At 45.1% G+C, this 26,055-nt stretch carries 26 protein-coding genes; 18 read left to right on the forward strand and 8 right to left on the reverse strand.

Features of this window, described 5'->3' with window-relative positions:
* Positions 1-8 precede the first annotated feature (8 nt).
* Both HUG15_RS05955 and HUG15_RS05960 read left to right on the forward strand, forming a co-directional pair.
* Entirely contained in the window at positions 9-785 is a 777-nt protein-coding gene (locus HUG15_RS05955) for a hypothetical protein (RefSeq protein WP_200127767.1), read from the forward strand.
* Positions 786-1,329: 544 nt separating this feature from the next.
* Positions 1,330-1,602, forward strand: a complete 273-nt coding sequence (locus HUG15_RS05960) for a hypothetical protein (protein ID WP_211202353.1) — start codon at positions 1,330-1,332, stop codon at positions 1,600-1,602.
* A gap of 712 nt (positions 1,603-2,314) precedes the next feature.
* On the opposite strand, the gene HUG15_RS05965 is transcribed toward HUG15_RS05960, so the two are convergent.
* Entirely contained in the window at positions 2,315-2,584 is a 270-nt protein-coding gene (locus HUG15_RS05965; RefSeq protein ID WP_200127771.1) for a type II toxin-antitoxin system PemK/MazF family toxin, read from the reverse strand.
* A gap of 173 nt (positions 2,585-2,757) precedes the next feature.
* Here HUG15_RS05965 and HUG15_RS05970 point away from each other — a divergent pair, with 173 nt between their 5' ends.
* A complete protein-coding gene (locus HUG15_RS05970) occupies positions 2,758-2,940 on the forward strand; it encodes an SE1832 family protein (protein WP_246516511.1) in 183 nt (60 codons plus the stop codon).
* An 88-nt stretch (positions 2,941-3,028) separates the two neighbouring features.
* Complete coding sequence (locus tag HUG15_RS05975; RefSeq protein ID WP_200127773.1) at positions 3,029-4,297, forward strand: NCS2 family permease; 1,269 nt, start codon at positions 3,029-3,031, stop codon at positions 4,295-4,297.
* Positions 4,298-4,349: 52 nt separating this feature from the next.
* Here the strand turns inward: HUG15_RS05975 and HUG15_RS05980 are convergent, their stop codons facing one another.
* Positions 4,350-5,225, reverse strand: a complete 876-nt coding sequence (locus HUG15_RS05980) for a Cof-type HAD-IIB family hydrolase (RefSeq protein ID WP_200127775.1) — start codon at positions 5,223-5,225, stop codon at positions 4,350-4,352.
* A gap of 99 nt (positions 5,226-5,324) precedes the next feature.
* Here HUG15_RS05980 and HUG15_RS05985 point away from each other — a divergent pair, with 99 nt between their 5' ends.
* The 3 genes from HUG15_RS05985 to HUG15_RS05995 all read left to right on the forward strand — a co-directional run bounded on the left by HUG15_RS05985 (position 5,325) and on the right by HUG15_RS05995 (position 7,303).
* Positions 5,325-5,972, forward strand: coding sequence for a TVP38/TMEM64 family protein (locus tag HUG15_RS05985; protein ID WP_200127777.1), 648 nt, complete (start codon positions 5,325-5,327; stop codon positions 5,970-5,972).
* 104 nt (positions 5,973-6,076) lie between these two features.
* Positions 6,077-6,217 (forward strand): hypothetical protein, encoded by a 141-nt coding sequence (locus HUG15_RS05990; RefSeq protein WP_200127779.1) that lies wholly within the window; start codon positions 6,077-6,079, stop codon positions 6,215-6,217.
* Between the two features lie 240 nt (positions 6,218-6,457).
* Complete coding sequence (locus HUG15_RS05995) at positions 6,458-7,303, forward strand: CAP domain-containing protein (protein ID WP_246516512.1); 846 nt, start codon at positions 6,458-6,460, stop codon at positions 7,301-7,303.
* A 618-nt stretch (positions 7,304-7,921) separates the two neighbouring features.
* Here the strand turns inward: HUG15_RS05995 and trhA are convergent.
* Complete coding sequence (trhA, locus tag HUG15_RS06000) at positions 7,922-8,551, reverse strand: PAQR family membrane homeostasis protein TrhA (RefSeq protein ID WP_200127781.1); 630 nt, start codon at positions 8,549-8,551, stop codon at positions 7,922-7,924.
* A gap of 669 nt (positions 8,552-9,220) precedes the next feature.
* Here trhA and HUG15_RS06005 point away from each other — a divergent pair.
* Positions 9,221-10,294, forward strand: a complete 1,074-nt coding sequence (locus tag HUG15_RS06005; RefSeq protein ID WP_200127783.1) for a flagellin N-terminal helical domain-containing protein — start codon at positions 9,221-9,223, stop codon at positions 10,292-10,294.
* 246 nt (positions 10,295-10,540) lie between these two features.
* Here HUG15_RS06005 and HUG15_RS06010 read toward each other — a convergent pair whose 3' ends face one another.
* The 3 genes from HUG15_RS06010 to HUG15_RS06020 all read right to left on the reverse strand — a co-directional run bounded on the left by HUG15_RS06010 (position 10,541) and on the right by HUG15_RS06020 (position 13,178).
* Positions 10,541-11,134 carry a cell wall hydrolase gene (locus tag HUG15_RS06010; RefSeq protein ID WP_200127785.1) on the reverse strand — a complete coding sequence of 198 codons (594 nt, stop codon included), beginning with the start codon at positions 11,132-11,134 and terminating at the stop codon, positions 10,541-10,543.
* Positions 11,135-11,679: 545 nt separating this feature from the next.
* Positions 11,680-12,267, reverse strand: a complete 588-nt coding sequence (locus HUG15_RS06015; protein ID WP_200127787.1) for a cell wall hydrolase — start codon at positions 12,265-12,267, stop codon at positions 11,680-11,682.
* Positions 12,268-12,443: 176 nt separating this feature from the next.
* Positions 12,444-13,178, reverse strand: coding sequence for a GerMN domain-containing protein (locus HUG15_RS06020; protein ID WP_200127789.1), 735 nt, complete (start codon positions 13,176-13,178; stop codon positions 12,444-12,446).
* A gap of 192 nt (positions 13,179-13,370) precedes the next feature.
* On the opposite strand from HUG15_RS06020, the gene HUG15_RS06025 reads away from it, so the two are divergent.
* Positions 13,371-13,937, forward strand: a complete 567-nt coding sequence (locus HUG15_RS06025) for an RNA polymerase sigma factor SigX (protein ID WP_200127791.1) — start codon at positions 13,371-13,373, stop codon at positions 13,935-13,937.
* Positions 13,900-15,141 carry a hypothetical protein gene (locus HUG15_RS06030; protein WP_200127793.1) on the forward strand — a complete coding sequence of 414 codons (1,242 nt, stop codon included), beginning with the start codon at positions 13,900-13,902 and terminating at the stop codon, positions 15,139-15,141. Before HUG15_RS06025 ends, HUG15_RS06030 begins: the two co-directional genes overlap by 38 nt.
* 34 nt (positions 15,142-15,175) lie before the next feature.
* Here the strand turns inward: HUG15_RS06030 and HUG15_RS06035 are convergent, their stop codons facing one another.
* Both HUG15_RS06035 and HUG15_RS06040 read right to left on the reverse strand, forming a co-directional pair.
* A complete protein-coding gene (locus tag HUG15_RS06035) occupies positions 15,176-16,498 on the reverse strand; it encodes a S8 family peptidase (RefSeq protein WP_200127795.1) in 1,323 nt (440 codons plus the stop codon).
* A 249-nt stretch (positions 16,499-16,747) separates the two neighbouring features.
* On the reverse strand, positions 16,748-17,530 hold the full coding sequence (locus tag HUG15_RS06040; protein ID WP_200127797.1) for a rhomboid family intramembrane serine protease: 783 nt from the start codon (positions 17,528-17,530) through the stop codon (positions 16,748-16,750).
* A 102-nt stretch (positions 17,531-17,632) separates the two neighbouring features.
* On the opposite strand from HUG15_RS06040, the gene acpS reads away from it, so the two are divergent.
* The 8 genes from acpS to HUG15_RS06080 all read left to right on the forward strand — a co-directional run bounded on the left by acpS (position 17,633) and on the right by HUG15_RS06080 (position 25,976).
* A complete protein-coding gene (acpS, locus tag HUG15_RS06045) occupies positions 17,633-17,995 on the forward strand; it encodes a holo-ACP synthase (protein ID WP_200127799.1) in 363 nt (120 codons plus the stop codon).
* A 1,512-nt stretch (positions 17,996-19,507) separates the two neighbouring features.
* Positions 19,508-20,545: a LolA family protein gene (locus HUG15_RS06050; RefSeq protein ID WP_200127801.1), complete on the forward strand. Its 1,038-nt coding sequence runs from the start codon at positions 19,508-19,510 to the stop codon at positions 20,543-20,545.
* A gap of 887 nt (positions 20,546-21,432) precedes the next feature.
* Positions 21,433-22,572 (forward strand): alanine racemase, encoded by a 1,140-nt coding sequence (alr, locus tag HUG15_RS06055; RefSeq protein WP_246516513.1) that lies wholly within the window; start codon positions 21,433-21,435, stop codon positions 22,570-22,572.
* 295 nt (positions 22,573-22,867) lie between these two features.
* The gene (locus tag HUG15_RS06060) at positions 22,868-23,125 is read left to right on the forward strand and encodes a CopG family ribbon-helix-helix protein (RefSeq protein ID WP_200128856.1); all 258 of its coding nucleotides are present in this window, start codon (positions 22,868-22,870) and stop codon (positions 23,123-23,125) included.
* A gap of 198 nt (positions 23,126-23,323) precedes the next feature.
* Positions 23,324-24,130, forward strand: a complete 807-nt coding sequence (locus HUG15_RS23325; protein WP_200127803.1) for an STAS domain-containing protein — start codon at positions 23,324-23,326, stop codon at positions 24,128-24,130.
* Positions 24,131-24,190: 60 nt separating this feature from the next.
* Positions 24,191-24,547 (forward strand): STAS domain-containing protein, encoded by a 357-nt coding sequence (locus tag HUG15_RS06070; protein ID WP_200127804.1) that lies wholly within the window; start codon positions 24,191-24,193, stop codon positions 24,545-24,547.
* Positions 24,548-24,549: 2 nt separating this feature from the next.
* The gene (locus tag HUG15_RS06075) at positions 24,550-24,951 is read left to right on the forward strand and encodes an anti-sigma regulatory factor (RefSeq protein WP_200127805.1); all 402 of its coding nucleotides are present in this window, start codon (positions 24,550-24,552) and stop codon (positions 24,949-24,951) included.
* Between the two features lie 14 nt (positions 24,952-24,965).
* Positions 24,966-25,976, forward strand: a complete 1,011-nt coding sequence (locus tag HUG15_RS06080; RefSeq protein ID WP_200127806.1) for a PP2C family protein-serine/threonine phosphatase — start codon at positions 24,966-24,968, stop codon at positions 25,974-25,976.
* Positions 25,977-26,055: the final 79 nt, after the last annotated feature.

Below are 26,055 nucleotides of genomic sequence, written 5' to 3' on the forward strand. Positions count from 1 at the left end.
GTGAACGTATGGGAGCAATGCTATTTTTATTATTGGTATCCTATGCTTATATAGCCGCGGGGCTTATCGGTTGTTTGTTCTTTTCTTTTTTCAAGAAAAAATGGCTCGTTTTTTTAGCGCCGTTGTTCCTGGTGGTTTTCGCAGTAATTTGGGATATTGGTCGTGGCGGTCTGGATACGCTCATCATATTGCCATTACTCATCACTACTGCGACATGGTCTCTTTTGATTTTTGTTTATCGGAATCCCCCACAAACGGATCAACGAGCATATCAATTTATCCCTTTGATGCGGTTCCTCATCTATTTATTGACGGGGCGAAGGAAATGGAAAGAAAAAGAGGTCACAGAAATAAACAATGTGCTGGAAAGTTACCGGAAGAGGCTTGTCGCCGATGATCGGTTGAGCGGGGATTTAACGGAAGGTACCCACCCCAACCAAAAGAAAAGCACACGAAGATTGGTAGATTCGTTTACATCTCTCCGTGAAAATAAGGATGAAGAAGATTATTATTTGCAAGTGGCACAGCACTGGGCGAGGGGGATGGACAAAAAAATACATGGGCTTTCGCTGGTTTCTATTATTCTTTTTCTATTGTTGTGGATAAGCGGTATTTTTCTTGCACAGTATATCGATGGGATTATGGTTTTTGTTTTCTTATTTGGATTTGTCTTTTTTCCAATTATTGGCCTCGTTTTAGCGCTTATGGGCAGAGGGTGGAAGAAATGGCTTTTAGCAGCGATTAATGTTCTCGCGATGATCGTTGCTGTAATGATTATTTTATGAACACATTGCGCACAAGCAAGTCATTTACACAAACTATTTTACGTCATCCGGAACTAGACGGAGAGTGGAAAAGAAAAAAAGATAAAATACTTTCCCGAGTAGCAGGTAACTCTTCACATATGAGGATGGCTATAATGATAAAACGAAACTTTAAAAAGCTATTGATCGGTTTATGGATTGTCTTACTTATCGGTTTCAGCTATAACCAATATAAAGAACGGGAAATGTATGAAGCAAATATTTAGAGTGATCTGAAGACTGACTTTCACAGTTTAGTTACTGCCATGACCCGTAGTCAAACTTATTATGCAGAAATACTGGAGACGGACCGGATCACGAAGCGCCACGCCCATTTGTTAGCACTTCGAACATACAACGGAGATATCTCGCGGATAAAAGATAAGTATGAGCGTTTGGCTATCGAATTCGAGCGGTTGGAGCCAAGAACAATTGAAAACGATACATCCGTAAACGCAATAAAGGTAGGCAGTTATTTTAGCGAATTGGCTGATTATCAAAGATTTGAACGGAAGAGATGGATGATGTGCTTATTGAACTTGACGCCGATGAAAGGGGGAAGATAGAGCATGTAAAAGCCTTAAACTCAGTATGGCTCGAAGCTGCAGAAAGAAATGTTGAAGGTGTGACGGTGAGGAACGGTAAAGCCAACTTCAATGCACGTACATATGAAAATTATTATGGAGAGGATAGTATTTCAAATGATTTTTGGGTAGATTTGCTCGTTGAATTAGATGAAGAAACACTTAAATTTTTAAAACAACGTAATGTACCCAATATTGGAGAACGGTTGGAGTGATATCGATTTCAATCATAGAGAATGGTCCCCGTCAAAGTCCAAATATAAACAATATGTCCGGTGCTTTTTGCTCCCGATCCTTCTCGAAGTAGCACTATCTTCGTTCGGTGGGGGCAATTTGATCACAAGTAATCCCTCTGATGGAGGTCGAGTTGCTCTGAGAGGAACAAGTGAAGCAAAGTAATCCCTCTGACGGGGGTCGAGCTGCTCTGAGAGGAACAAGTGAAGTAAAGTAATCCCTCAAACGGAGAACGAACTGCTCCCAGGGGAACACGTGAAGCTAAGTGTGGCTTTTGAGAAAGACAGATGAACCCTTATTACGATTAATAAATTGTTGTACTTTGACTTTACCCCCTAAATCATAGAGAATGTGCTATTGACGAGTTTCGTTGCAATTATAAAAGCAGGTATCCGAAGATACCTGCCCCGTGTGAGAACATCATAGTTCCCGATAGTAAACGGTAACGTTTGCCCGCGACCGCAAAATATGCGTCAGTATATGAATATGTCAAGGATCTTATGCGTCCATTTTTTTATTTCAGATTAAAAAAATACTTTAATCGTCGTTTATCATAGCCTTGGACAAAATCAATAACGTCTCCTACCCTTGCTTTACTTATGATTCGAACATCTTCACATTGGACATTGGACGATTGAATCAAATTTCAATTTATATTTAGATTTTTGTAAAATATATTGGCTATTTAAAAGGTTAATTTTCCCAGATTTTTTTCTTGTTTTCGATTTTGGTTAGTGGTACAACTGCAATATTCCCGCTAGTTTTATTGTTAGCATCATTAGATACGACAACGGAGGGTCTTAGGCCTGATTTTTCGTATCCGATATTCTCACCAAAAAATACGCTCACGATAGCTTTGCGAGGGAAAAAATGACCGGATCCTCCAGTGTAATTTTCATTTATCTTCGTTTGTAAAGCAAACCATCTTATATGATCCCCGTGCCTTTTGAATTTATAAGCCACTTTTTGAGCTCCTTTTATTCATATTTCTTTTAATATTTATCTCTGATTTCATCTTATTTGGCTCAATGTGACTAAACACCCCCTGCTAATCCAACACCTTTCGTCCGCCATTTGCCCTTCTTGACCGAAGATGTTACGTTAAAGGCAAAGCAAAGCGAAGGGGTTCCTTAATTATGACAGTGAAAGAATTGGAAGATGAATTAAGTCTATTAAAATCGGATTATGTCCGGGTTCAAGGTGATGTGGAAAAAATGGAATCCATTGGCGGAAATGTACGGCCTGCAACGCGGCAACTCCGTCATTTGGAGGAAGAGATCAATCGTGTTCGTCAACAGCTAAAAGAATCAAAACAGTAACCTAAACGGTGGACTATTTGATGCATGGGCTCCCTATTGACGAGGGGAGCCTGTATTTTTTGCTGAAAATAGACTGGAGAGAATGCTGATGTTGCAAAAGCTATTCCAACTACGGGAACATCATACAACGATCAAACAAGAATTAGTCGCCGGCATCACAATTTTTTTTGCGGCTGCGCACATCATTATCGTTAATCCGACGATTTTAGCTGACAGCGGCATTCCTTTTCAATATGCTATGATCGCGACGGTCCTTGTCACGGTCATTGGCAGTTTGCTCATGGGGCTATACGCAAATGTGCCCCTCGCACTTGCCCCGGGCATGGGGATTAACGCATTTTTTGTATATACGCTCGTCCAAGGGTATGACTTAAGCTGGCAAATGGGACTTGCCGTTGTCATTGTGTCAGGCCTGCTCCTCATGGTTGCTACGTTTACGCCGCTCGCAGCCAGGCTGTCCGATGCTGTACCCGTATCGTTAAAATACAGCATCAGCGCGGGGATCGGCTTGTTGCTAGTGATGATTGGCTTGCAGATGGGCGAAGTGATTGTCGCGGATCCTGAAACGTTAATCAGCCTTGCGCCGCTTGATTCTCCGTCACTCGCGTTTACGCTGTTCGGCTTATTGCTTATTTTAATTCTTTATGTAAAAAAAATAAGAGGCGCCTTTGTGATCGGTCTCTTGTTAACAACAGCGGTCATTTATTTAACGGGGTTCGGCGGGGAACCGGAGAGTGAGCCTCTGGATTTGGGTGGATACTTTGGGATTTTCACCGCGGCTGATTTTGGCGGGTTATTGCACGCCCCGTTTTGGATGGCTGTTTTTTCATTAACATTGCTCGTTCTTTTTGACACGTTGGGGCTCGTGCACGGACTCGTACCATACAATAAAGATGTGAGTAAAGTATATAAAACAAGCGCGATTAACGCCGGGATCAGCGGTTTTTTCGGGACTTCGCCGACAGTTCTCGTCGTCGAGAGCGCAGCTGGGATGGCTGAAGGAGGAAAAACAGGATTGACCGCTGTGACCGCCGGTTTTCTTTTCTTGACAAGTTTCGCGGTAATGCCGTTTATTTCCGCTATTCCGGAGGCGGCGATCGCGCCGATTTTAATGATCGTCGGCATGTCGATGGCGGAAAAATTGCGCGATATCCCGGGGGATTTTACCGAATGGTTTCCCGCCGGGTTAACGGCGATTCTCATCCCGCTCACGTACTCGATTATTGATGGCCTAGCCGCAGGATTCATTCTCTACCCGCTTTTGAAATGGGCGACCGGCCGGCGCAGTGAAGTGCACCCTTATCAATATGTGATCGCGTTGTTGTTTATCTGTAATTATGTGCTGTTAGTTATATAGTTGCACGCCGGGCATAACAAACGTGCCGAGCGCATACACCAATAGACGGGCATTATTGCCGAATACCGAAAATGTGTGTTTCAATTGCTTTTGCGACACCATTGTCATCATTATCGGCGGTTTCCGTATCGGCATATTGTTTGACCTCTGCTTCAGCGTTGCCCATGGCAATGCTGAGGCCGGCTGTCTTAAACATGGACAAGTCATTATAATTATCGCCGATCGCGACCGTGTTTGCGGGAGTGACGCCGAGCTGCTTTGCCATCAACGTCAATCCGCTGCCTTTTTCGGCATCAAAAGGCATGAGTTCAATGTTGTCTCTGCCCGAAGATGTCAGAGCGATGCTCGGGTTTGGTTCCCAAGCGGTGCGAATGGTTTGTAATTTTTGCGGGAATAGGGAGAGAACGAGAAATTTATAAGCGGTAAAATCATAACCCGGGATATCCTCGGGAGACGGAAGCATCTTAACTCCCATATTGTTGAGCTGGCGATCAGCTTGATCCCGTATGATGGCTGCCATTTTCCCCCCGTCGTTTTTTTCGCGGGCATACGCGTGTAGGTCATCCAAAAAGAACTGATAGGTGCCGTCCGTCGTATAAATCCCTTCGGACGTTGCCAGATGAAAATAAAATTGCCGTTCGTGCAACCAGGAAGCGATATCGGTGGCAACGTGAAGACCAAGGTGTTTTTCCGTTAAAATATGGCCGTTGCGGTCGGCGATCATTGCACCGTTTGCACAAATATAACCGTCAGCCGGGATGCCGGCGGTTGAGACAATTTTTTTGGCGTCTTGCAAGGTGCGGCCGGTTGCGATGATAAAGGCGTGCCCCTCCTTTTGAAGACGCTGAATAGCGGAAACCGTGTGATCACTGATTTCTTTTTCTGTATGTAGTAATGTTCCGTCCATGTCGATCGCTACTAACTTCATCGTTCCACCTACTTTACTTGAGGATACCCTTATTATTCTACAACAGTCCGGGTTGAGAGAAAAGCAAATGTCATTGAAAGTGAAAAAGGACGGTTTTATATGGACAAGGGAAAGATAAAAGGGATCTTCGTTGGCATTGCTGTCATCGTCATCGTTTATATGGCCTCGCAAGTCGGCGATGCCTGGAGTCCGGCACGTCTTCGTGATTATATCGAAGGATTTGGGATTTTTGCGCCGCTGTTATTTCTTCTTCTCAGCGGATTGCGGCCCATCTTTTTTGCCCCCGCTTCCGTTGTTGGTTTTGTCGGCGGGCTGCTTTTTGGTCTGTGGGGCGGAGCGGTACTCACCATCATCGGTTCGCTCTTTGCGGCGGCATTGGGTTATTTTATGGCTCAGTACCTCGGGGGCCGGTGGATAGAAAAAAAGATGCAAGGCGGGCGGTTGCTTGTCTTTAGAAACCAACTGTTACGCTACGGGTTTTATTACGTGTTATTTTTACGGCTCTTCCCGATGCTTAGCTTTGATCTAATCAGTTATGTTTGCGGATTCGCGCAAACGCCTTTTCTTAAATATATCACGGCGACAGCAATCGGCATTTTGCCTGGAGTTATCGTTTTCACCTTAATGGGCACCAGTGTAGCCGCCGGGGACACGGAAATGCTGCTTCTTATTCTTGGGATCGTGTTAATTTTGCTTATTGCCGGGTTGATTTACTATACTGTCAAACGACGTTCCGGTAATATATAAAAAAATCGTATTATTGTAAAAGAATCTCGAAAAGCAGGGTGGGACGCATATTTTTTTGCTAAAATGGATATAGATTATTGAGTTACAAAAAGGAGGAAACCAACATGAACAAGAAATGGTTGTATTCTTTGCTTTCCGGTGTATTCGCGGTAGGAATGCTCGCAGCGTGTAACGGGGATATGGATGATGACCCAGGCATGCCAGAAGAAGGCGACGACATGGGTGAAGAAGACGGCGATATTTAAAAATGTGACATAGGAGCACTGGCTTATGAATGAAGCTGGTGCTTATTTTTTAATACGATTGATATTGTTTTTTATCGAAACGTAGTCTTGTTTTTGTTGCCTTGAAATCTTTGAAAAACTATTGTAAATATCTTTCGCAATCTTACTATCGGTGCCAACATTTGGACCATGGTATAATCTTCCCTCCCCTTTTCACGGGCGTTTTGCGTTGCCATAATACATATCAGGAGGTGCTTATACATGCAAAAATATTTATTAGCATTGTCAGCTTTTTTACTCGTTCCGGCAGGAGCGATGGCAGAGGAAGAGGATGTCAGATACATAGAGGGGGATGATCATAAATCGATCGCCGTTTTCGGTTATGCCGGAAGCTTTAACGTCTCCGGCGAAGAATGGGAGACGGTAGAAGATAAGATCAAAGTCATTAGCGAGGAGCTCGATCTTCAAATCCCGGAAGACGTAGATGAAGGTCAAGAAGATAAGGATAAACCGGCAGATGACGAAGCTGAAGAGAATGAGAAAGAAGAAGGTCAACCGGAAGAAGAACCGTCTGATGAAGAACAGCCGGAGCAAGAGCAACCGGAAGAAAACAATGAAGGTTCCAATGAAGAAGAAGGAAATGACGACCAGCAAGAACCGGGCGACGGCCAATATGAAGAGCAAGACAATGAGCAAAATAATGATCAAAACTTCGAGACGGAAAGTGAATTTGAACAAGAAGTTGTTCGCTTGACGAATGAAGAAAGAGAAGCTCAAGGCCTTCAGCCGTTGGAAGCGCATAGCGACCTTTCCGATGTGGCCCGTGCGAAATCCGAAGACATGCGCGATAGCGATTATTTTTCCCACGATAGCCCGAATTACGGCTCGCCATTTGATATGATGGATGAGTTCGGCATTGATTATATGGGCGCGGGTGAAAATATTGCCGCCGGACAGCAATCCCCTGAACAAGTCGTTGAAGGTTGGATGAATTCGGATGGACATCGTGCCAACATTCTTAACGAAGACTTCACACACATCGGCATCGGCCATGTTGAAGGTGGCAGTTACGGCCAATATTGGACGCAAATGTTCATAACCGAATAGGAAAAAAGATAAGCAGCAGGTGGGCTTAATAAGGCTCGCCTGCCTTTTTATGGGAGGATGACAGGTTAAAACTCTAGGGCAAAAGTGCAAATATCCGATGCGTCTAGGGCTCGGATCTAGGTCTCGGACTAGCACCATTTCTTGCAGACGATATCACATGGGGGGCGTCTTGCGGTCTAATTTTAGCGAATGCACTGATATTATATCGTAAGAAGTCGTTTTACGGTTTAATTTTAGCGAATGCACTGATTTAATATCGTAAAGAGTCGTCTTGCGATCTAATTTTGGCAAATGCACTGATATTATATCGTAAGAAGTCGTTTTACGGTTTAATTTTAGCGAATATGCTTATTTACTATCGTAAGAAGTCGTTTTGCGATCTAATTTTAGCAAATACGCTGATTTAATATCGTATGGAGTCGTCTTGCGATCTAATTTTGGCAAATGCACTGATTTAATATCGTAAAGAAGCGTCTAACGGTCTAATTTCAATTAATGTACTGATTTTATATCGCATAAAACCGGGTTGCTGGAACTGCTAAACTAAGTTAACCATTTCCGCTAAATAAAAATGAACACTTTCGAAATTTTACTCCCCCGATCTTGCCCTCGAAGGGATTAAAGGGGGATAACATAGAATAGGATCGCGAAAAAGTGGGCAGCGGACCCGGCAATGACAAAGATGTGCCAAATGGCGTGATGATAAGGAAAGCGGCCCCACAGATAAAAAAATGCGCCTGTCGTGTAGAAAACGCCACCGATGAGGAGTAACACTAATCCACCCGTTGGAACTACAGCGGCAAGGGGGCCCCAAGCGATAACGATAATCCACCCCATCACAATATAAATGAGCGTAGACAACACGCGAAATCGTTTAACAAAAAGGGCCTTAAACACAATCCCGGTGATCGCGAGCCCCCATATGATGCCAAACAATGCCCAACTTAAAGCGCCATCCAAGGCATGGAAAAGGACTGGGGTATACGTCCCGGCAATAAACAAGTAGATCGAAGAATGATCGAGGATTTCAAACAGGTTTTTTGCTTTCCCTTTCGGAAAACTATGGACGAGCGTCGAGCATACATAAAGCAACAACATCGTGGCGCCGAAAATGGAAACACTGACGATGTGTAAAGGGGTGCCGATGTGGGTCGCGTAAACAATGAGCAGCACAAGCGCCGCGATGCTCAGAAGGCTTCCGATCCCATGGGTGACCGCGTTTGCTATCTCTTCTTTTTTCGTGAACATGCTGGAATGGTCAAGCAAAGTAAGCCCCCTTTCTCTCTTTAATTATAACAAAAACCAAGGTTAATGCGAATTTGTTTTAAAGTTTCGTTTATACACCGATATGAATCGTATCATGAGGTCTCTGGACGATGGTGCGATGACAACCGTTTGACGTATGCATATCAATCCGGAAACGAATGGTGGGTACACGAGGAACGATGCTTGGGAGTATTGCTTTCTGCATAGCGAGTATCGGATGAAAACTTGCCGATTCCTTTTCCTCTATCAAAATTAATACAATGGCTTGGGTGAATCCAATTGACATAGACTGCCCTATGTAACTGTCTATGTCAATTTTTATTTAAGTTTCGCTATTATATGTCTAAATATTCATAAATAAACCTTTATTTGAGTGGCCTATTTAAGAAGAGATGATAACAAGTGCAATTTTTTCGGTTTAGCCGCACGAAAAGATGAAAGGATCGGTCGATCAGAATGTTTGGTTGATTCAAGAATAATAAGTGAGTAAGTTTTTTTCATGGAAAGGTTAATATTTTTTTCATCCTGCCGATACGTAAATTAGAAGGGTAATTAGTACTAAAAACCTGGTACATTCTCCTGGAAACAGGGGTTGTATATAAAGGGACACAAGGATGTGGCCCACATTAAATCTACGGAGGGATGATCAGCATGATTATCAACAACAACCTAAGCGCGATGAACGCGCACCGTCAACTGGGCGTCAACCAGAATAACATGCAAAGTTCCATGGAGAAGTTGTCCTCAGGCGAGCAAATCAACCGTGCGGGAGATGACGCGGCAGGGCTTGCCATCTCCGAAAAGATGCGGGCACAAATCCGTGGCCTCGATCAAGCAAGTAGTAACGCCCAAGATGGCATTTCTTTAATTCAAACTGCTGAAGGGGCATTGGATGAAACACACCAAATCTTACAACGAATGAGAGAATTGGCCGTGCAATCTGCGAATGATACCAATCAAGATGACGTCGATCGCGAAGCCATTCAAGCAGAAGTTGATGCCCTCGCTGAAGAGATTGATCGTATATCGGACAACACAACATTCAATGATCAACAACTACTCAACGGGGATTTTGAAGATGAATCTTTGACTTTTCTTATCGGGGCAAATTCCGATGAAAATATTGAAGTGAACATCGATTTGATGTCTGCGGAAGCATTGGGCGTAGCAGGCGATGGAGAAGGTTCTGAAGCGATTACCGGGAGCATTGCAGAATCGGAAGTGGAAGATGGGGTAGAAACATCTGTTTTTACTAGTGCAGAAGGAGATACCACCGCCTATCTTGCTGAAGATGGATCTTGGTACAGTGAAGTCGAAGTGGAGGATGGGGACGTTGTTGCAGCAGACGGAGCCAGCACAGTGAATGTTGAAGTCGATGAGGATGATCCTGAGCAGGGTACGATCCCCGCATCAAGTGGCGATGGTATTGATGTTTCAAATCAAAGTGCGGCTGATGCTGCCATTGATCAAATTAACGAAGCCATAAACGATGTCTCCACTCAACGTTCTGATTTGGGTGCCGTACAAAATCGTCTCGAGCATACAATTTCCAACCTTGATAACGCATCCGAAAACCTTCAAGCGGCAGAATCTCGCATTCGAGACACGGATATGGCTCAAGAAATGATGGAATTCACACAAAGCAACATTCTTTCACAAGCCTCCCAGTCCATGCTTGCACAAGCCAACCAATTGCCGCAAAACGTCCTTCAGTTGTTGCAATAAGAATAGAGGAGAGCGGGGTGATGCTCCGCTCTTTTTTTGTTGTTGTTATTTAGGAGGTGTGCAAGCCGTAGCAGTCATGGCTCTGTGTTAACGCATGAGATTGATAAGCTGAAGACACTCCCCTATGATGGAAGTGTTGCATTTAATATTGCAATTTACGGATTTATTTTATAAAAGTATCAATAATCATCATCAAACAAAAACCGGGCACAAGGACATTCCCCTGCACCCGGTTTTTTTGCTCAGTTAACGCGAAAAGACGTGGTTCCCTATGACTTTTAGTTCTTCTTGCGTGGCATTCCAATGAATGTCCGCAGTTTCAGGATTGTAGAAAAACAGTGCCTCATATTCTTCTCCGTCTGTTGCCAACGCTTCGTGGGCTGCTTGTTTAGCGTCTTCGGCTGCCGGTTCATCGATCGTTCCGTCAAGAACAGGACTAAATTGATAATGGCCGCTTGGGGAAACCTCATGAACAATGTCATGAATGGAATCCGGGAACTGATCATCCGCAACACGATTAAGAATAACTGCTCCAACGGCTACTTTTCCTTCATAGGGCTCGCCTTTCGCTTCCGCGTGGATGAGACGGGCAAGAAGATCTTCCTCCTCAGACGTGGCCGCTAGCGAAGATGGAAGTTCCAATTCTTCACCTGCGTGAAGGGCGCCATCAGGTTTTCCGTTTAATTCTCGAATATCTTCCGGTGCTACACCATAGTCCGAACCTATCGACCAAAGGGATTCTCCTTCATCAACCGTGTGTATATGAGCATTGGCCATTGAAACGTCTATAAAGACGAAGAACAAAGCCAAGGGGAGAGTCGCGATTTTTAATCGTTTCATCGCTCATTAAAGCCTCCTCTGTTTTTGGTACACTTGGAAGATAACAAGGGAGCATGACAAAAGCATCAGGTAAAAATACCCAACGAAAATATGTTTCAACAAAAAAACTGCCATAACAGGCGTGAAAACGGAAATTATCATTTTAGTTACATGAGGTAATGTTTGAAACAATCTATGAGTGCTGGATATGGAAGGGTTTTGTGCTCAAACGGGTCACCAACCGAGGCAGATGAAGCCCTAACTAAAGTTTGCGGGAGCCGTTAGGTCGTCAACCGAGGCGGATGAGGCCCTAACTGAAGACTGCGGAAGCCGTTAGGTCGTCAACCGAGCTAAATGAACCCCTAACTAATGATCGGGAAGGCGTTAGGTCATCAACCGGAGAGAATGAACCTTACCGAGATTTCAGAAGATGTGTCGATCTGTCCCGACATTTTCACGCCTTTCAGATGGCCGTTCCATGTCTCGACTTCCTGCCCATGTTATTTTCCCAAGATAAAAAAGAACCGGGGACGAAAAGTTTCCCTCCCCGATTCTCGATCTCAAGATTAACGCGCAAAGACGTGATCCCCGATTGAAATGGTCTCGTCTCTTGTGGCGTTCCAATGGTTGGATGCTGTTTCAGGATTGTAGAAGTAGGTCGATCCTTGGCCTTGGCCGTCGAAGACAATCGCATCACGGGCGGCTTGTTTCGCTTCATCGTCAGCGGGTTCATAGAGCGTTCCATCCATAACAGGGCTGAACTGGTAACTCCCGCCTTCAATCTCATAGACGACCCCATTGATGGAATCCGGAAATTCATCAGCGGCCACGCGGTTAAGCACAACGGTTCCGACGCCTACTTTGCCGTCATACGGTTCGCCTTTTGCCTCGGCATGTATGATGCGGGCCAGTAAATCCTCTTCTTCGGGTGAGACGGAGGATTCGGGAATCTCCAGTTGTTCCCCGGGGTTAATCGCATCTTCAGACTTTCCATTCTCCGCTTTAATGTCCTCGGTCGCGACACCGTAATCAATCCCGATCGACCAAAGCGATTCTCCCTCGTTCACTTCGTGCGTACCGTCATTGGCTTCTGAAACCCCCGCAAAAGCAAAAAAAGCGGCAAGCGGCAAAGCCGCCCATTTTAATCGTTTCATAGATTTATGTACCTCCTTTATCAATATGTGCAATCTCAAAGTAACAAGGACAAAGGACTATTGCATCAGGGAATGAATCCCAATTACACAAAATGACAAAAGAAAGGTTGTATCCATAGGAAAGACCTAAGTTTTTAACATTTTCGTTACATCAAAAAAACCGGCATATGCCGGTTTCATCCGTCGATTTCTTCATAAGAATCCAAACTATCGTCCGGAGTGTAAGGCTCCGAAGTATCAATGTGCCCGAGCAGGGATTCCTCTATTTCTCCGTCGAGAAGAAATTGAGTGGAGTCATAGCCAAACTGTATCATGATGTGAGCGACTTGGTCCAAAAAAGCGATTTCTGCAGAAGAACCGAAATTGGCATCGGTGATTTCCGGAGAGAACGATATGTGCGCGGTGCCCTCTTGATCTTCTAAGTATTGGACGTGCACGCCCTCATCGCTGAGGAGGGTTGTCAATTCGTCACTTTCCGGTCCGTTTAACCATTCTTCCACCGCGGCAACAGGCAATTCTTCCGTAGAATCAGCGCTCACTGTGTGAGACTCCCGATACATGTTTAACGCTTCGTCATCATAGAAAAGAAGATCGATGTCTTCCGTGGCTGTGCCGTCTTCATTTTCCGCGCCATTTTCCTCTTCTGCTCCATCTTCTTCGGCACCTTCCTCTTCTGTTCCATTCTCTGTCCCCGTGTCGCCATCCGAAGCCTCTTCAGAGCCATTTTCTCCATTTTCGGGTTCTTCTACCGGTTCTTCTCCGATATCTGAATCGTCATCTGTTTCCTCTTCCGTTTCTTCTTCAGGCAGTTCTTGGTCGTTGTCGCCTGCTGAATCGTCTTCAGCATCGTTGCATGCAGCGAGCGTTATCGCCATGGTGGCGGTAACAGCAAAAATAAGCGGTCGTTTCATATGTTTTCCTCCCCGAATAAATGTTGCCACTTTAGTTTAAGAAACCCCCTTTCGTTTGTCAAAACTTTAATCAGGTTCTAGCAGGATGAGCAATCCATGCTATAATAGCAAAGACTGCTTTTTTACTATAAAAAATGATGACACATAATTGTAACGCTTCCGGTTAAAAAACGACTGTTAGGGGGAACGGAAGTGGCTGATCGTACGTTTGACCGCCTCTATGAACAATATCACCAATCCATATACCAATTTATTTATTATATGGTTCGGGATCGAAATGTAGCCGAAGAACTTGTGCAAGATGTCTATATAAAAGTTTTAGGATCGTATGAAAATTTTGATGGAAAAAGCAATGAAAAAACATGGTTATTTTCAATAGCGAAGCATTTGGCGATTGATTATATTAGAAAAGAAAACCGACAGAAAAGAAAATGGTTTGGGACGATCGTGTCGAATGAAAAAATTGATGCCCACGATCCTGATCCTTTGCCTGAAGAAATTGCTGTGAAGAAGGATGAAGTGCGAGTCGTCTATGAAGCTCTTGGCACTTGTTCACTTGCTCATCGCCAAGTGCTGATTCTTCGTTTTATCCAGTCATTATCCGTCAGGGAGACAGCCGAATCGTTAGGGTGGTCAGAGAGCAAAGTTAAAACAACACAACATAGGGCCATTCAACAACTTAGAAAGATTTTGAACACAGATGAAAGGGAGGAGGGAAACCTTGAGACGCAATCATCACGAAGACGAAATCGAACGTAATTTAAAAGCGCTCGATGGAATCAAAGATACGCGCAGCAAAGAAGAGATTTATCGCAACATCCAGCTGAAACTGAAAGAACCCAAGCAGTCGGTTCGCCGATTTAGAAAACCGGTTGTATGGGGTCTGTCGACAGCTGCTGTCGTCGTATTGACAGTGATTGTCGTCTCTCAAGGCCCTTCCCCATCCTCCCAAGGAGAGTTCGGCGCTGAGTCAACAGCGGAACGCGAAGAGGAACGTTCTTCAATGGATGAAGGGGACGTCGATGAAGATACGGAAGAGGACCAAGAGGAAATCGTTATTGAAGAAGATGAAGAGGAAATACAAGAAGAGACGCGGGAAGAAGACGCCCAACCCCCGGCCGATAGCAATGGCGAGGAGGATGAGCAAGAGGAAGATGTGGAAGAAGAGGATTCCATTGATCGAAGAGTAGTGGAAATGGACGAAGTGTATGCCGACGTTCATTACCGGCCCGCGGCTTCTCAAAACGAACAACAACTCCTTGCATTGCCGTTTTTAGCTCCTGACAATGAAACGATCGTGCCAATTACCGTTGACCATTCCGGGGACGCAGAAGAGAATGGCGCTGACGAGATGCTCGATCGTATAGACCCGGATGCACTTGGGTTGCAAGCGTCTCCGTTACTGGACATTGAAGAACAGGAGCAGGAAGATGTGAAAATCCGTGAAGGGCTAGAAGAAATTGCCCGTTTTGATATAGAGCAACCGTGGCCGTCCGAATGGGAGGAATGGTTCCAACAGGAGGATGCTGGCTCCGAAGCATCCGCCGGTTACTATGTTTTTCAAGCCGATGAAGGAAATGCTTATCTTGTAACCGGACAAAGCTTGGATATGGAAGGTGCCTCTGATGAGAATCTGGAAGAAACATTACAGCGGATGGAAACGGAAGAAAATGAATATGTCGATTCGGTGATTCCTCCCTATGTTGAACTGGATGACGTGGATGAACGCGGCGACGAAAGTGTTTTGTTATCATACTCCGGTCTGGATGAATGGAGTGAAAATGACGAAACACAATTGTTGATATTTGTCGAAGGCGTTTTATTGACGGCCGCTGATTTTGGCTATCATGATGTCGAATTTGATGGGGCTATGGACGAAATCGAACAAGTCGGACCATATGATTTAAGCGAAACAATCGATCCGCCCGTCTCCCCAAACTATATTGAAGAAATAGCAAATTAATGCCGGAAGCCCATGGAAGCTTCCGGCAGAGGACCTATACAAAATCAGCTGCACTTTCCATTGCATCGATGGAGCCTGCGCCTTGTGTGTTTTCGTCAAGCCCCATATCTTCTGCGCCTTCGAGCAGTCTTGTTTTGATGTCGTCCGGTCCCCAGTCGTTGTTTAATTCCAACATTTGGGCACAAATGCCGGCAACGATCGGTGTGGCCATCGACGTGCCGGACATGGACGTGTAATGATCATCGACGCGGCTGGATTTTGTTATTTTATCGAGAAACGAACGCGGCGATCGAACGGCAACAACATCGACGCCCGGCGCGAGAATGTCCGGTTTCGTTCCTCCATCGATCGTCGGTCCGCGACTAGAGAATGAAGCAACCGTATCATCGGCGCGCTCCGGGGTGTTTTGATCGTCGAGGGCACCTACGGTAATAATCCGGGGACTGATTCCGGGGGAAGAAATGGTGCCGGAACTCGGGCCTTCATTCCCGGCGGCGGCAACTACGACGATTCCTTCGTCCCAGGCTTCGTTCACCGCCTCCACGACCGGATCATCGTCGGCAGGTTCTGAGGCCGGGCTTCCCAAGGATAGGGATAAAATATCAATGTTGTATGCGTCTTTATTTTCCAAGCACCAATCAATGCCGGCAATGATGTTTGATAATGGACCGGCGCCTGATTTGTTAAGCACTTTGACACCGATAATATTCGCATTTGGTGCCGGGGCTACGTATTTCCCGTCGGATAAATACCCATTCCCGGCCGCGCTCCCTGCGCAATGCGTGCCGTGGCCATTATCATCGTACGGATCGGTACGATCGTTGATGAAGTCTTTAAAAGCTACAATGCGATTCTCCGGTTCGGTGAAATCTTTACTTGGGTGCACGCCGGTATCAAGGATCGCGACGGTTGCCCCATCACCGGTGATGTCGCTTTCTTGTAAAAAGCTGGAACGAGTCGTTTCTGTAGCGGTATTGAGCAGTGCGCTTACGGAACGATTTAAATAGATTTTTTCAATATCATCGCAGTTATTACATAGTTTTTCGAGCGCTTGAGCGGTTAACGTGCCGCTTTGGCATGAAAAACGTGGGAACGATTGTTGCACTTTACAACGGACATGAGCGTCAGCGATGTATTGGAATACGGCACTCCCGTTTTGATAACAGTCTGATTCACGCTTGAATTTGACGAGGACGGGAAAAGCTTTTATGCTGCGAATCCAGTTATCGGTCATATTTTGCAAAAAACACGGGGTGAATCGCAACGGCCTGATCGCCCCGACTAATGCGTGCCTAAGATGAGTGTCTATCAAAGGGCCATACGCGCGGGCAATCTTTACGGTTGATAAATGAAACATAGAAAAAGCCCCTTTTCTTTACTGGTTTCACAAGCACTTTATGCTTGTCGAACCAGCGTCGGGGCGGTTTTTGTTTAGAGATGGACAAAAATGATTGATGTGTTTATGTTTCTCTCGTCTGTTTTCATTTTTAGGTGGCGATCGAATGCAAAATAGCCGAATTCCCTGCTCGCACCTGTTATCCATGACGCCTCTGATTGGAATATTTTTGCTTTTATTGGTGTCATGATAGAGGTTGGAAAGCATGTTTTACAAAAAGAGGTTTGCCAAAACACCTACAATAACGAGAATAATAAAGATGACTCCCAATGTGTTAGCGATCCACGAGCCATTGACTCGAGGCCCTCGTCTTTTTTTCCAGCGGTTGGGGTTAAATTGCGGTGAACCGTCGTCATCTTTCGGTGGTCTGAACCGTTGATAAGGAACGAACGGCCGCGCATTTTTTAAAAACAGCGAAGCAAATGCCACTCCTGATAATGCACCGATAAGGTGTGCCAAAATGTTGATGCCGGGCATTAGAAACGTCATGATAATACCGATGAAGAGAATAATTGTAACGATTTGTCGGCTTTGGGGGTCGATGAGTTCTTTCCGAAAAAGCATCATATATACATATAACCCGAGCAGTCCGTAAATCGCGCCGGAAGCACCGACATGGCGGTAAGAGAGATCCTCCAACAGCAACGTGGCAACATTCGCCGTAACTCCGGTCAGAAAATAAAAAGCAATAAACTTTACTTTTCCGAGCATCTGTTCAAGAGCAGGTCCGAACAAAAAAAGGGCAAATGAATTAAATAACACGTGTTGCAGCCCCAGATGCAAAAAAATCGGTGTGAACAGCCGCCACCACTCACCGGCGAAGATCGCGGCGTTAAAACCGACGAAGTAATATTCGACAAAAAGACCGGGAGGAAATATCCCCCACTGACCGAGTGTTACAACGAGAAACAAAATTAAATGTATGCTAAGTAATGTTGTTATGACCGGATAGTTACGCGTGAACGAATAAAATGATTCATTACGGACGAACATTAGACCACCCTTTCCAAAGAGCTGTTTCCGACGCTTCCTAATATTCTATCATATGACGATGTGCATGATCGAATGAGAAAGAGAACATGAGGAGGAGCAGAAATGATTGTAGGCACCGGCATCGATATTGCGGAATGTAAAAGAATGGAAATGGTTATTTCAAGGCAACCCCGTTTCATATCAAGAATTTTAACAGTGGAAGAACAAAAAAGGTTGGATGAAATGACTGATCGCCGAAAAATAGAATTTATCACCGGAAGATTCGCGATTAAAGAGGCATTCGCAAAAGCGAATGGAAGCGGGATCGGCGAAGCGATCAATTGGAAAGACGTGGAGGTTTTTCATACAGAAGGCGGGGCGCCTCTGCTGATTTGCCCAAAGCTCGATGATTCAATCCACGTGCACGCCTCCATTTCTCATTCCCGCGACTATGCAATCGGTCAAGTCATTTTGGAGACAGTTTAGGGGAAAGGCAGGGGCGTGGTGATCGTTTTTCGAACGAAGTAGCCCGATAGAAAACGCCTATCGGTCTGTTTTCGGCGATCACTTAGATTTCGGATCGATAGAAGTCACCTATCGATTTGCTTTCGGCGGTCGCGTGGATTTTAGATCGATAGTAAGCGCCTATCGGTCTTTTTTCAGCGGTAGCTCAGATTTTAGATCGTTTGGCTACTTCTCACGATGTTTCTGTGAACGAAAAACATGGGCTTTTAAGAAATGACTTTAATCAACCGAAAACGCCTCGATATGAGCCGAAAAACATCAATATATCAGCCAAAAACGGCAATCGCCACGCTTTAGGGCTCCAATGTTGGCGCCCTAACGTTTTCCGGGCCCCACGTGGGCAACACAATCATCGGGTGACGATGAACATTGGGCGCTTCCCCTTTTGGCGCCACGATCACCGGATGGCGACTAATATTAGGTTTTTTTCCAATATACGGGGCCTCGCAATGCCAGGTGATCACGCATTGCAGACGTTCTGCATTAGTGCAAGATGGCTTAATTACCCGATCATGGGGACAGATGGAAGAAGTTCGGTCGGCACGCTTCTGGCTCCCTAACGGACAATTTACCGCATCATGGCGACCGAAACAACGGTCGGTTCTCGTGTTCGGTCGCCATAACCGTTTTATGATGACCGTAATGGCCTGTATCGAAAGAATTCGGGCGTCATAGCCGCTTCATGATGACCGAAAAGGCTTGTATCGAAAGAATTCGGTCGGCATAGCTGCCTCATGATGACCGAACGAGCAATTGGCTTTCGTGTTCGGTCACCATGAACCGTTTAATGGGGACCAGGGAGTCCTGCTTCGCAAGAAGACATTCAGTCATTGACGATAGCCTTTGATACCTTAACTCGGGCTGTGACCGTTTAATCCAATCGATTACTAACCCCAGTTTGAAGCTCTAGTCCAGTCTTCCGGTCGTCGGTGTGATCGCTTATTTCCGACAGGCTGTATTAGACTGTTGCAGGTCCCTCTGTATTTTTCATATGAATATTTCTCTTTCAGACGAGCCGGCATAAGTGCCCAGGTTGTCTCATATGATGTATTGCGGTTAGGAGGGGCCTGCCATGTAAGTGGGAAGGGACAGAATGTCTTGGATTGCGGGGTGCTGCCATAATGGTTGATGGATAATAGGGAGCAATAAATGGAATATTGGCTGTGAATCTTAGCGATCACTTGGCAGGTAAGAAAGTATAAATCAACTTTCTTACCTGCATAAGTGCAACTAAGGCTTTTCGCCATAAGAGCTTGGCGAAAAGCCAAGTTTTCTAATCCCCGTTGTGGCAAGACGGTAGTTGCTTTCGTGCCATCGCGCCGCGACAAAATGGGACCGGCATCACGATGGCGCCAAAGCAATGTCACCCACTAAGAGGATTCACCCCGACCACTTGCATTATCGATCTTTAAACAGCTGCTCAAAAAGGTACCCTCCTTTGTCGTTACATCTGAGACAAAGGAGAGATATTCGGTGAAAAAAGCAAGATGGCTATCTTTGGTAACATTGGCTTCGGTCTTATTGTTGGCAGCTTGCGGTGACAAATCACAAGAAGAAGTCATTGAGGAGCTGGATGAGACACTGCAGACAATGAGTGGTTATCAGACGGAAGCGACAATGACGATGCAAACAGGACAAGAGCCACGGCAATACGACGTAGAGATTGCGCATATGCAAAACGAAGAAAACCGTTACTATCGTGTAGAACTGCAAAATGAAGACGAGGAACAGAATCAAATGATTCTGCGGAATGATGAAGGTGTTTTTCTGCTCACTCCGGCACTGAATAAAAGTTTTCGGTTTCAAAGCGATTGGCCGAATAATAACAGCCAAATCTATTTGTATGAGTCGTTAATCGGGGATATATTAACAGATACCGAACGCGAATTTGCCGTGGAAGAGGATCGGTACGTATTTGAAACGAATACGAATTATCAAAATCAAAACCTTCATCAACAAGAAATTGTGCTCAACAGTGATGATTTATCCCCGCACGCGGTTCGGGTGTTTGACGAAGACTATAATACTTTAGTGGAAGTCGTATTCGAATCGTTCACGCTCAACGAAACATTGGAAAGGGAAGAATTCGATATGGATGCCAATATGGAGAGCGGGGAAGAAGGGGAAGAACCGACAGCGGTTGAGGAAGAAGAAGAGGGTGCAACAACCTTTGACGTGTTTATGCCATCCCATGAACCGGCGAATACAGAGTTGGCCGAAAGTGAAGAAGTTGAGACAGATGTAGGAAAACGTGTGATTTTAACCTATGAAGGAGACCAACCGTTTACCATTATCCAACAGCCGGCAAGCATCTCTGCCGCTTCCGGAACATCGCCAACGGAATTAGGCTATGGTGAGCCGGAAGTTTTGGGGGATGTGGTAGGTGTCATGTCAGAGGAAACACTGACATGGACGAGTGGCGGAATTGAGTTTATCATTGCTTCCGATTCAATGGAGTCCGAAGAAATGTCCGCTATCGCTGAATCCATGACATCTTCATCGGCAAAATAACCCGACATAAACGAAAATAAATAGTCCTAGACCCAGCGTATATTCTGGGTCTTTTTAAGGTAGGCGATTATCATAAACATCTTGTACCTCTCGGAGTAGCTCAACCTCCGTTTGAGGGATTACTTTGCGTCTCTTGTTCCTCTCGAAGTAGCTCGACCTCCGTTTGAGTGATTACTTTGCGTCTCTTGTACCTCTCGGAGTAGCTCGACCTCCGTTTGAGTGATTACTTTGCGTCTCTTGTACCTCTCGGAGTAGCTCGACCTCCGTTTGAGTGATTACTTTGCGTCTCTTGTACCTCTCGGAGTAGCTCGACCTCTGTTTGAGTGATTACTTTGCGTCTCTTGTACCTCTCGGAGTAGCTCGACCTCCGTTTGAGTGATTACTTTGCGTCTCTTGTACCTCTCGGAGTAGCTCGACCTCCGTTTGAGTGATTACTTTGCGTCTCTTGTACCTCTCGGAGTAGCTCGACCTCCGTTTGAGTGATTACTTTGCGTCTCTTGTACCTCTCGGAGTAGCTCAACCTCCGTTTGAGTGATTACTTTGCATCTCTTGTTCCTCTCGGAGTAGCTCGACCTCCGTTTGAGGGATTACTTTTCCTCTCTCGTCCCTCTAGCGGCAGTTTTCTTTTCCTTTGAGGGACGAGAACGGTTCCTCCATTGAAAAATGGTATATGTCATCAATTGTTTGGATCGGACAATTCCATGCCTTTCTCGAGCAAAACGGCCCGGTATAACCTTCTTTCGGACATTTTTTTCGTTCTCCCCCTCGATATGCGCCTCTGACCTCCAGCTTCCGAATTCCGTTTTCCGGACGATTGGTAGCTTGACATCAATAGTAAAGCGTCCAATAATAAAAATGAATAGATTGATAAACAAGGAGATATTATTGTGGATTCGTATCGAGGTCGAGACACTTGGATAGAAATCGATGTAAAGGCAATTGCAAGCAACGTCAAAGCAGTAAAAACGCTCCATCATCCGGATGTTCACATTATGGCAGTGGTGAAAGCGGATGGGTATGGCCATGGTGCGGTAACCGTTGCTCGAACGGCGATCGAAGCAGGGGCGGAATGGGTAGGCGTGGCTCTTCTGGAAGAAGCGGTGGAACTAAGGGAAGCAGGCATAGAAGCTCCAATTTTAGTGCTCGGTCCTATTAACCCCCAAGATGCGTCTGTTGCCCAACGATACCGCATTTCGATCACAGTTTTTCAAAGCGGATGGTTGACGGAGGCGGGCAGTTATCTTGAGCCGGAGCCACCTCTACACGTCCACCTAAAATGTGATACGGGGATGGGGAGAATTGGATTAACGGATGGACAGACATTGCTGGACATGATAAAGATACTGAAGGCTGACAAAAGGTTTGAAATGACAGGTATTTTTACGCACCTGGCAACCGCGGATGAATGGGAGAGCGATTATTTGTCTCGGCAATTAACAGCGTTTCAATCGTATGTTCAGTTGGCAAAAGAAACGGCCGGACACATCCCCTATGTTCATTACAGCAATAGCGCCGCGAGTTTGCGGTATCCTGGAAACGACTATAACATGATCCGTTTTGGCATCTCGATGTACGGCCTTGTCCCCGCGATTGAGACGGCGACGGATATTCCGGTTTCTCTAAAGCCGGCGATGTCGCTACACAGCAGATTGACACATGTGAAAAAAGTACAGCCGAAAACCTCCATCAGTTATGGAGCCACTTATATAGCAAGCGAAGAAGAATGGATCGGAACGGTGCCGATTGGCTACGGGGATGGATGGTTACGGGCGAACGCGACAAACGGGGGAGAAGTGCTTGTGGAAGGGGAGCGCTGTCCAATGATTGGCAGAATATGCATGGATCAAATGATGATCAGACTTCCCGCGGAAGTCCCGATCGGAACGAAAGTGACGTTAATCGGAAAACAGAAACGTGAAGAAATCAGCATAGAAGAAGTATCGGAACGCCTCTCCACCATTACGTATGAAATCCCCTGTACGCTAAACGGCAGGATTCCCCGTATGTATACAAACCTTGACTCCTAATAAAAAATATGATTAATTTTGGCAGAAGAAAGCATAAATCAATTTTCTTATCTGCATAAGTGCAACTAAGGCTTTTCGCCATAAAAGCCAATTTTTCTAAGATATATGCAGGAATTTCTCGAAACACGTCGAATCGTACTGATAATAGCTGTGGTTTTTGATAGCAAAATGGAAAAAATCTGTTTTGCAAATTGGTGGGCGGGATGCTATTATATGTACAGAGTAATAAAAGAGCGTGTCCGAATGGTGTGTGCAGGGGGTGTCCAACTTGTCTCAGGATAACGGCAGACAAATTATGATCAGCCTTCCGAACTATTTATTACAAGAGGTGGACCGAATGACAAAACGCGATGGGTTAAACCGAAGTGATTTTATCCACCAAGCGGCGACAAAGTATTTGCATGAGCGAAAACAGGTCGTGCGGGAATCCATGCAAAAGGGCTATATTGAGATGGCCACCATTAACTTGAACATCGCCGATGAGTCGTTTCAGTTGGAAGAGGAAGCAGAATCACAGGTTCATTACACGACTATTAGAGGGGTACAGCTTTAGTTTTTCTCTTATTATACTTTATATAAGACGACCCCTACGGATTATAGTTGCTTCGATCAAGATGATCGGTGGCAACTTTTTTATTGCACATAAATATCGGATCTGTCTCCTGTAAGGTTTGCGTTTGTGTGTAAATAATGAAATAATTAATCTATATGCTAATTTCCGATTTCACATTGCAATATGGGAGGAATATGAATGAGTTCTTCGGTTATAGATTTTATTCATCAAAGGAAAGATCACTATATTATTCGATGGAAAGAAGATATTGATCCACTTGTTTTTAACGATGCTAGCCTTTCGGAAGGTCTGGCGGACGAGTTAAGAATTGAAATAATAGATATCGTTTTAAATGATTTATATACCGAAGAGAAAGGGCAAGGAGAACGTCTGCGGCGGTTCGCTGACCGTTTGATTCATTACGGCCTCCCGTTGGGCAATTTTATTCGCGGTTTGCACTCCTTGCGGCGTATGCTTAGAAATGATTTGGCGGAAGAATATACGGAAGAATGCATTTTGGAATTTGAGGCTCAATTGGACGGATTGATCAGCAAATTGGCAGACGAGTCCGCGAAAATGAGAGAGAAGATTATTGACACGCAAAATCATGCGCTCAAGGAGTTATCCGTTCCCCTGATTCCGGTATTTGATGACATCAGTGTGATGTCTTTAATTGGCACGGTTGATACAAAGCGTGCCAAGTATATTATGGAGAATGTATTGGAAGGGATTGTCGACCATCGTGCCCAAGTGGTGCTCATCGACATTACCGGCGTGCCGGTCGTCGATACGATGGTGGCGCACCATATTATAAAAGTTTATGAAGCTGTGCGGCTTGTGGGAGTCCATTGCATTCTCGTTGGAATACGGCCGGAAATTGCCCAGACAATCGTTACCCTGGGCATCGATTTACGCAATTTCTCGACAAAAAGCACGTTGCAAAAAGGCGTTGAAGCGGCCTTGGAAATAACGAATCGTGAGATCAAAGAAGCCCCGACAAAATAAAACAGTGTTTCTGTTCACCGTTTTTTCTCACCTCTCACATCTATTACGGAGGTATACATTATGCGAATACCAATATTAAAACTAGGGAAGTATTTACTGATTTCTGTGCAAGTAGAACTGGATGACCAGACAGCACTTCAGTTCCAAGAGGATCTGCTAAACCGGATCCATGAAGAGGGTTCCGAAGGAATCGTCATTGATTTGACATCTGTTGAGATGATCGACTCCTATATTGCAAAAGTAATTGGAGACGTTGTCGAAATGTCCAATCTAATGGGCGCGAAAGTCGTTTTGACCGGCATACAGCCAAGTGTTGCCATTACATTGGTTGAGATGGGTGTCACATTAAACGATGTTCCTACAGCACTAAATTTGGAGCAAGGGCTTGAGAAATTGCAACAGGAATTGGAGGGTTGATCATGCGTGCGCAACCCTCTGTGGAAATTGGGACGGAATGGGGTATTGTATCGGCGCGTCAAGCCGGTCGAGACCTTTCAAAGGAAGTGGGTTTCAGCAATGTCGACCAGGCCCGGATAGCAACCGCCATATCGGAGCTGGCACGAAATATTCATCTCTATGCAGAAAACGGCATAATTGGTTTGGAAGTCGTAGAGCAAGGCATTTCAAAAGGCGTTAAAATTGTTGCCAGCGACGAAGGGCCGGGCATCGAAAATTTAGGAGAGGCTATGACGGATGGTTACTCATCATCAAATGGACTAGGGGCAGGCCTACCCGGGGTAAAACGGTTGATGGATGAGTTTGATATTGAAACCGAACCCGGAAAGGGGACAGTCATTACGGCAATTAAATGGCTTCGGTAGGGAGGTTTACGGAGATGGAAGCATATCAAGTACTGCATAGCAACTATAAACAAATTCTCTACAATTTTCTCCATCAAAAAAGTGAACAAAGCCTGTACGATGCGCAGCAATTTAGCAAAAAAGTGATTGAAGAAGACATTTCACCCGAAGAGATTGTCAGCATTCATCTTGAGGTCATTGAAGAATTATATCCAAATCTGTCGCCGGAAACACGGGAGTCTTTCGAGTTTTTATTGGAAGTGATGATCGGCTACGGAATGGCGTATCGCGAACACCAAATCCTGAAACAAAAACAGTTGGAATTGGAATCGGAAATCGATGTAGCGGCGAGTATGCAAGATACATTTTTGCCAACTGAGATTCCGCAAAGCGAAGGTTTAGACATGGGGGTGATCAGTGTTCCCGCTTCAAAGATGAATGGCGATTACTATAATATCGTCCAACCGGACAACGGAAGCATTAGTATCGCGATCGCAGATATAATCGGAAAAGGGGTGCCCGCGGCCCTTTGCATGTCGATGATCAAATACGCGATGGACAGCCTTCCCGAGGGGTTAATGCAACCTGGCCAATTATTGGCAAGCTTGAACCGGACCGTCGAGCAAAACATTGCGTCTCACATGTTTGTGACGATGATGTATGCGTTCTATGATTTTCGTACACATCTTTTTTCTTACTCAGGAGCAGGCCATGAGCCCGGTTTTTATTATAATGCCCATGAAGATTGGTTCGAAGAATTATACGCCAAGGGATTGGCCCTCGGCATTTCCCGTAACACCCAATACAGAGAGTACCAACTGGCGCTTTCTCCCGGAGATTATATTGTCTTGCTGACGGATGGCGTTACGGAATGCAGAGCAGGCGATGAATTTTTAGAGCGGGAGGAGCTGATGAGACTCCTTCGTCTATACCGAAACAAAAGTGCGCAGGAAATGGTTGAGCATGTTTATCAAGACTTGGAAAAATGGCAGGACTTTCAACTTCATGATGATTTTACCCTTATTATTTTACGGCGAAACGTTTAACTTAAAAGAATAATGGGTATGAACAATTACGGCCTACTCGGGCCGTTTTATTTTACACTATCAGAAGGTATAAATTGTT

It is taken from the genome of Salicibibacter cibarius (genome assembly GCF_016495725.1).
GTDB lineage: Bacteria > Bacillota > Bacilli > Bacillales > Marinococcaceae > Salicibibacter > Salicibibacter cibarius.

Excerpts from the sequence above, each read along its gene's own strand:
- HUG15_RS06015 (WP_200127787.1), bottom strand. The coding sequence starts at position 12,267 with ATGAAACGATTAAAATGGGCGGCTTTGCCGCTTGCCGCTTTTTTTGCT.
- HUG15_RS05980 (WP_200127775.1), bottom strand. The coding sequence starts at position 5,225 with ATGAAGTTAGTAGCGATCGACATGGACGGAACATTACTACATACAGAA.
- HUG15_RS06080 (WP_200127806.1), top strand. The coding sequence starts at position 24,966 with ATGGAAGCATATCAAGTACTGCATAGCAACTATAAACAAATTCTCTAC.
- HUG15_RS06010 (WP_200127785.1), bottom strand. The coding sequence starts at position 11,134 with ATGAAACGATTAAAAATCGCGACTCTCCCCTTGGCTTTGTTCTTCGTC.
- HUG15_RS05995 (WP_246516512.1), top strand. The coding sequence starts at position 6,458 with ATGCAAAAATATTTATTAGCATTGTCAGCTTTTTTACTCGTTCCGGCA.
- acpS (WP_200127799.1), top strand. The coding sequence starts at position 17,633 with ATGATTGTAGGCACCGGCATCGATATTGCGGAATGTAAAAGAATGGAA.
- HUG15_RS06060 (WP_200128856.1), top strand. The coding sequence starts at position 22,868 with ATGATCAGCCTTCCGAACTATTTATTACAAGAGGTGGACCGAATGACA.
- HUG15_RS06075 (WP_200127805.1), top strand. The coding sequence starts at position 24,550 with ATGCGTGCGCAACCCTCTGTGGAAATTGGGACGGAATGGGGTATTGTA.
- HUG15_RS05955 (WP_200127767.1), top strand. The coding sequence starts at position 9 with ATGGGAGCAATGCTATTTTTATTATTGGTATCCTATGCTTATATAGCC.
- HUG15_RS23325 (WP_200127803.1), top strand. The coding sequence starts at position 23,324 with ATGAGTTCTTCGGTTATAGATTTTATTCATCAAAGGAAAGATCACTAT.
- HUG15_RS06035 (WP_200127795.1), bottom strand. The coding sequence starts at position 16,498 with ATGTTTCATTTATCAACCGTAAAGATTGCCCGCGCGTATGGCCCTTTG.
- HUG15_RS06020 (WP_200127789.1), bottom strand. The coding sequence starts at position 13,178 with ATGAAACGACCGCTTATTTTTGCTGTTACCGCCACCATGGCGATAACG.
- HUG15_RS06070 (WP_200127804.1), top strand. The coding sequence starts at position 24,191 with ATGCGAATACCAATATTAAAACTAGGGAAGTATTTACTGATTTCTGTG.
- HUG15_RS05975 (WP_200127773.1), top strand. The coding sequence starts at position 3,029 with ATGTTGCAAAAGCTATTCCAACTACGGGAACATCATACAACGATCAAA.
- trhA (WP_200127781.1), bottom strand. The coding sequence starts at position 8,551 with ATGTTCACGAAAAAAGAAGAGATAGCAAACGCGGTCACCCATGGGATC.
- HUG15_RS06005 (WP_200127783.1), top strand. The coding sequence starts at position 9,221 with ATGATTATCAACAACAACCTAAGCGCGATGAACGCGCACCGTCAACTG.
- HUG15_RS05985 (WP_200127777.1), top strand. The coding sequence starts at position 5,325 with ATGGACAAGGGAAAGATAAAAGGGATCTTCGTTGGCATTGCTGTCATC.
- HUG15_RS05990 (WP_200127779.1), top strand. The coding sequence starts at position 6,077 with ATGAACAAGAAATGGTTGTATTCTTTGCTTTCCGGTGTATTCGCGGTA.
- HUG15_RS05970 (WP_246516511.1), top strand. The coding sequence starts at position 2,758 with ATGACAGTGAAAGAATTGGAAGATGAATTAAGTCTATTAAAATCGGAT.
- HUG15_RS06040 (WP_200127797.1), bottom strand. The coding sequence starts at position 17,530 with ATGTTCGTCCGTAATGAATCATTTTATTCGTTCACGCGTAACTATCCG.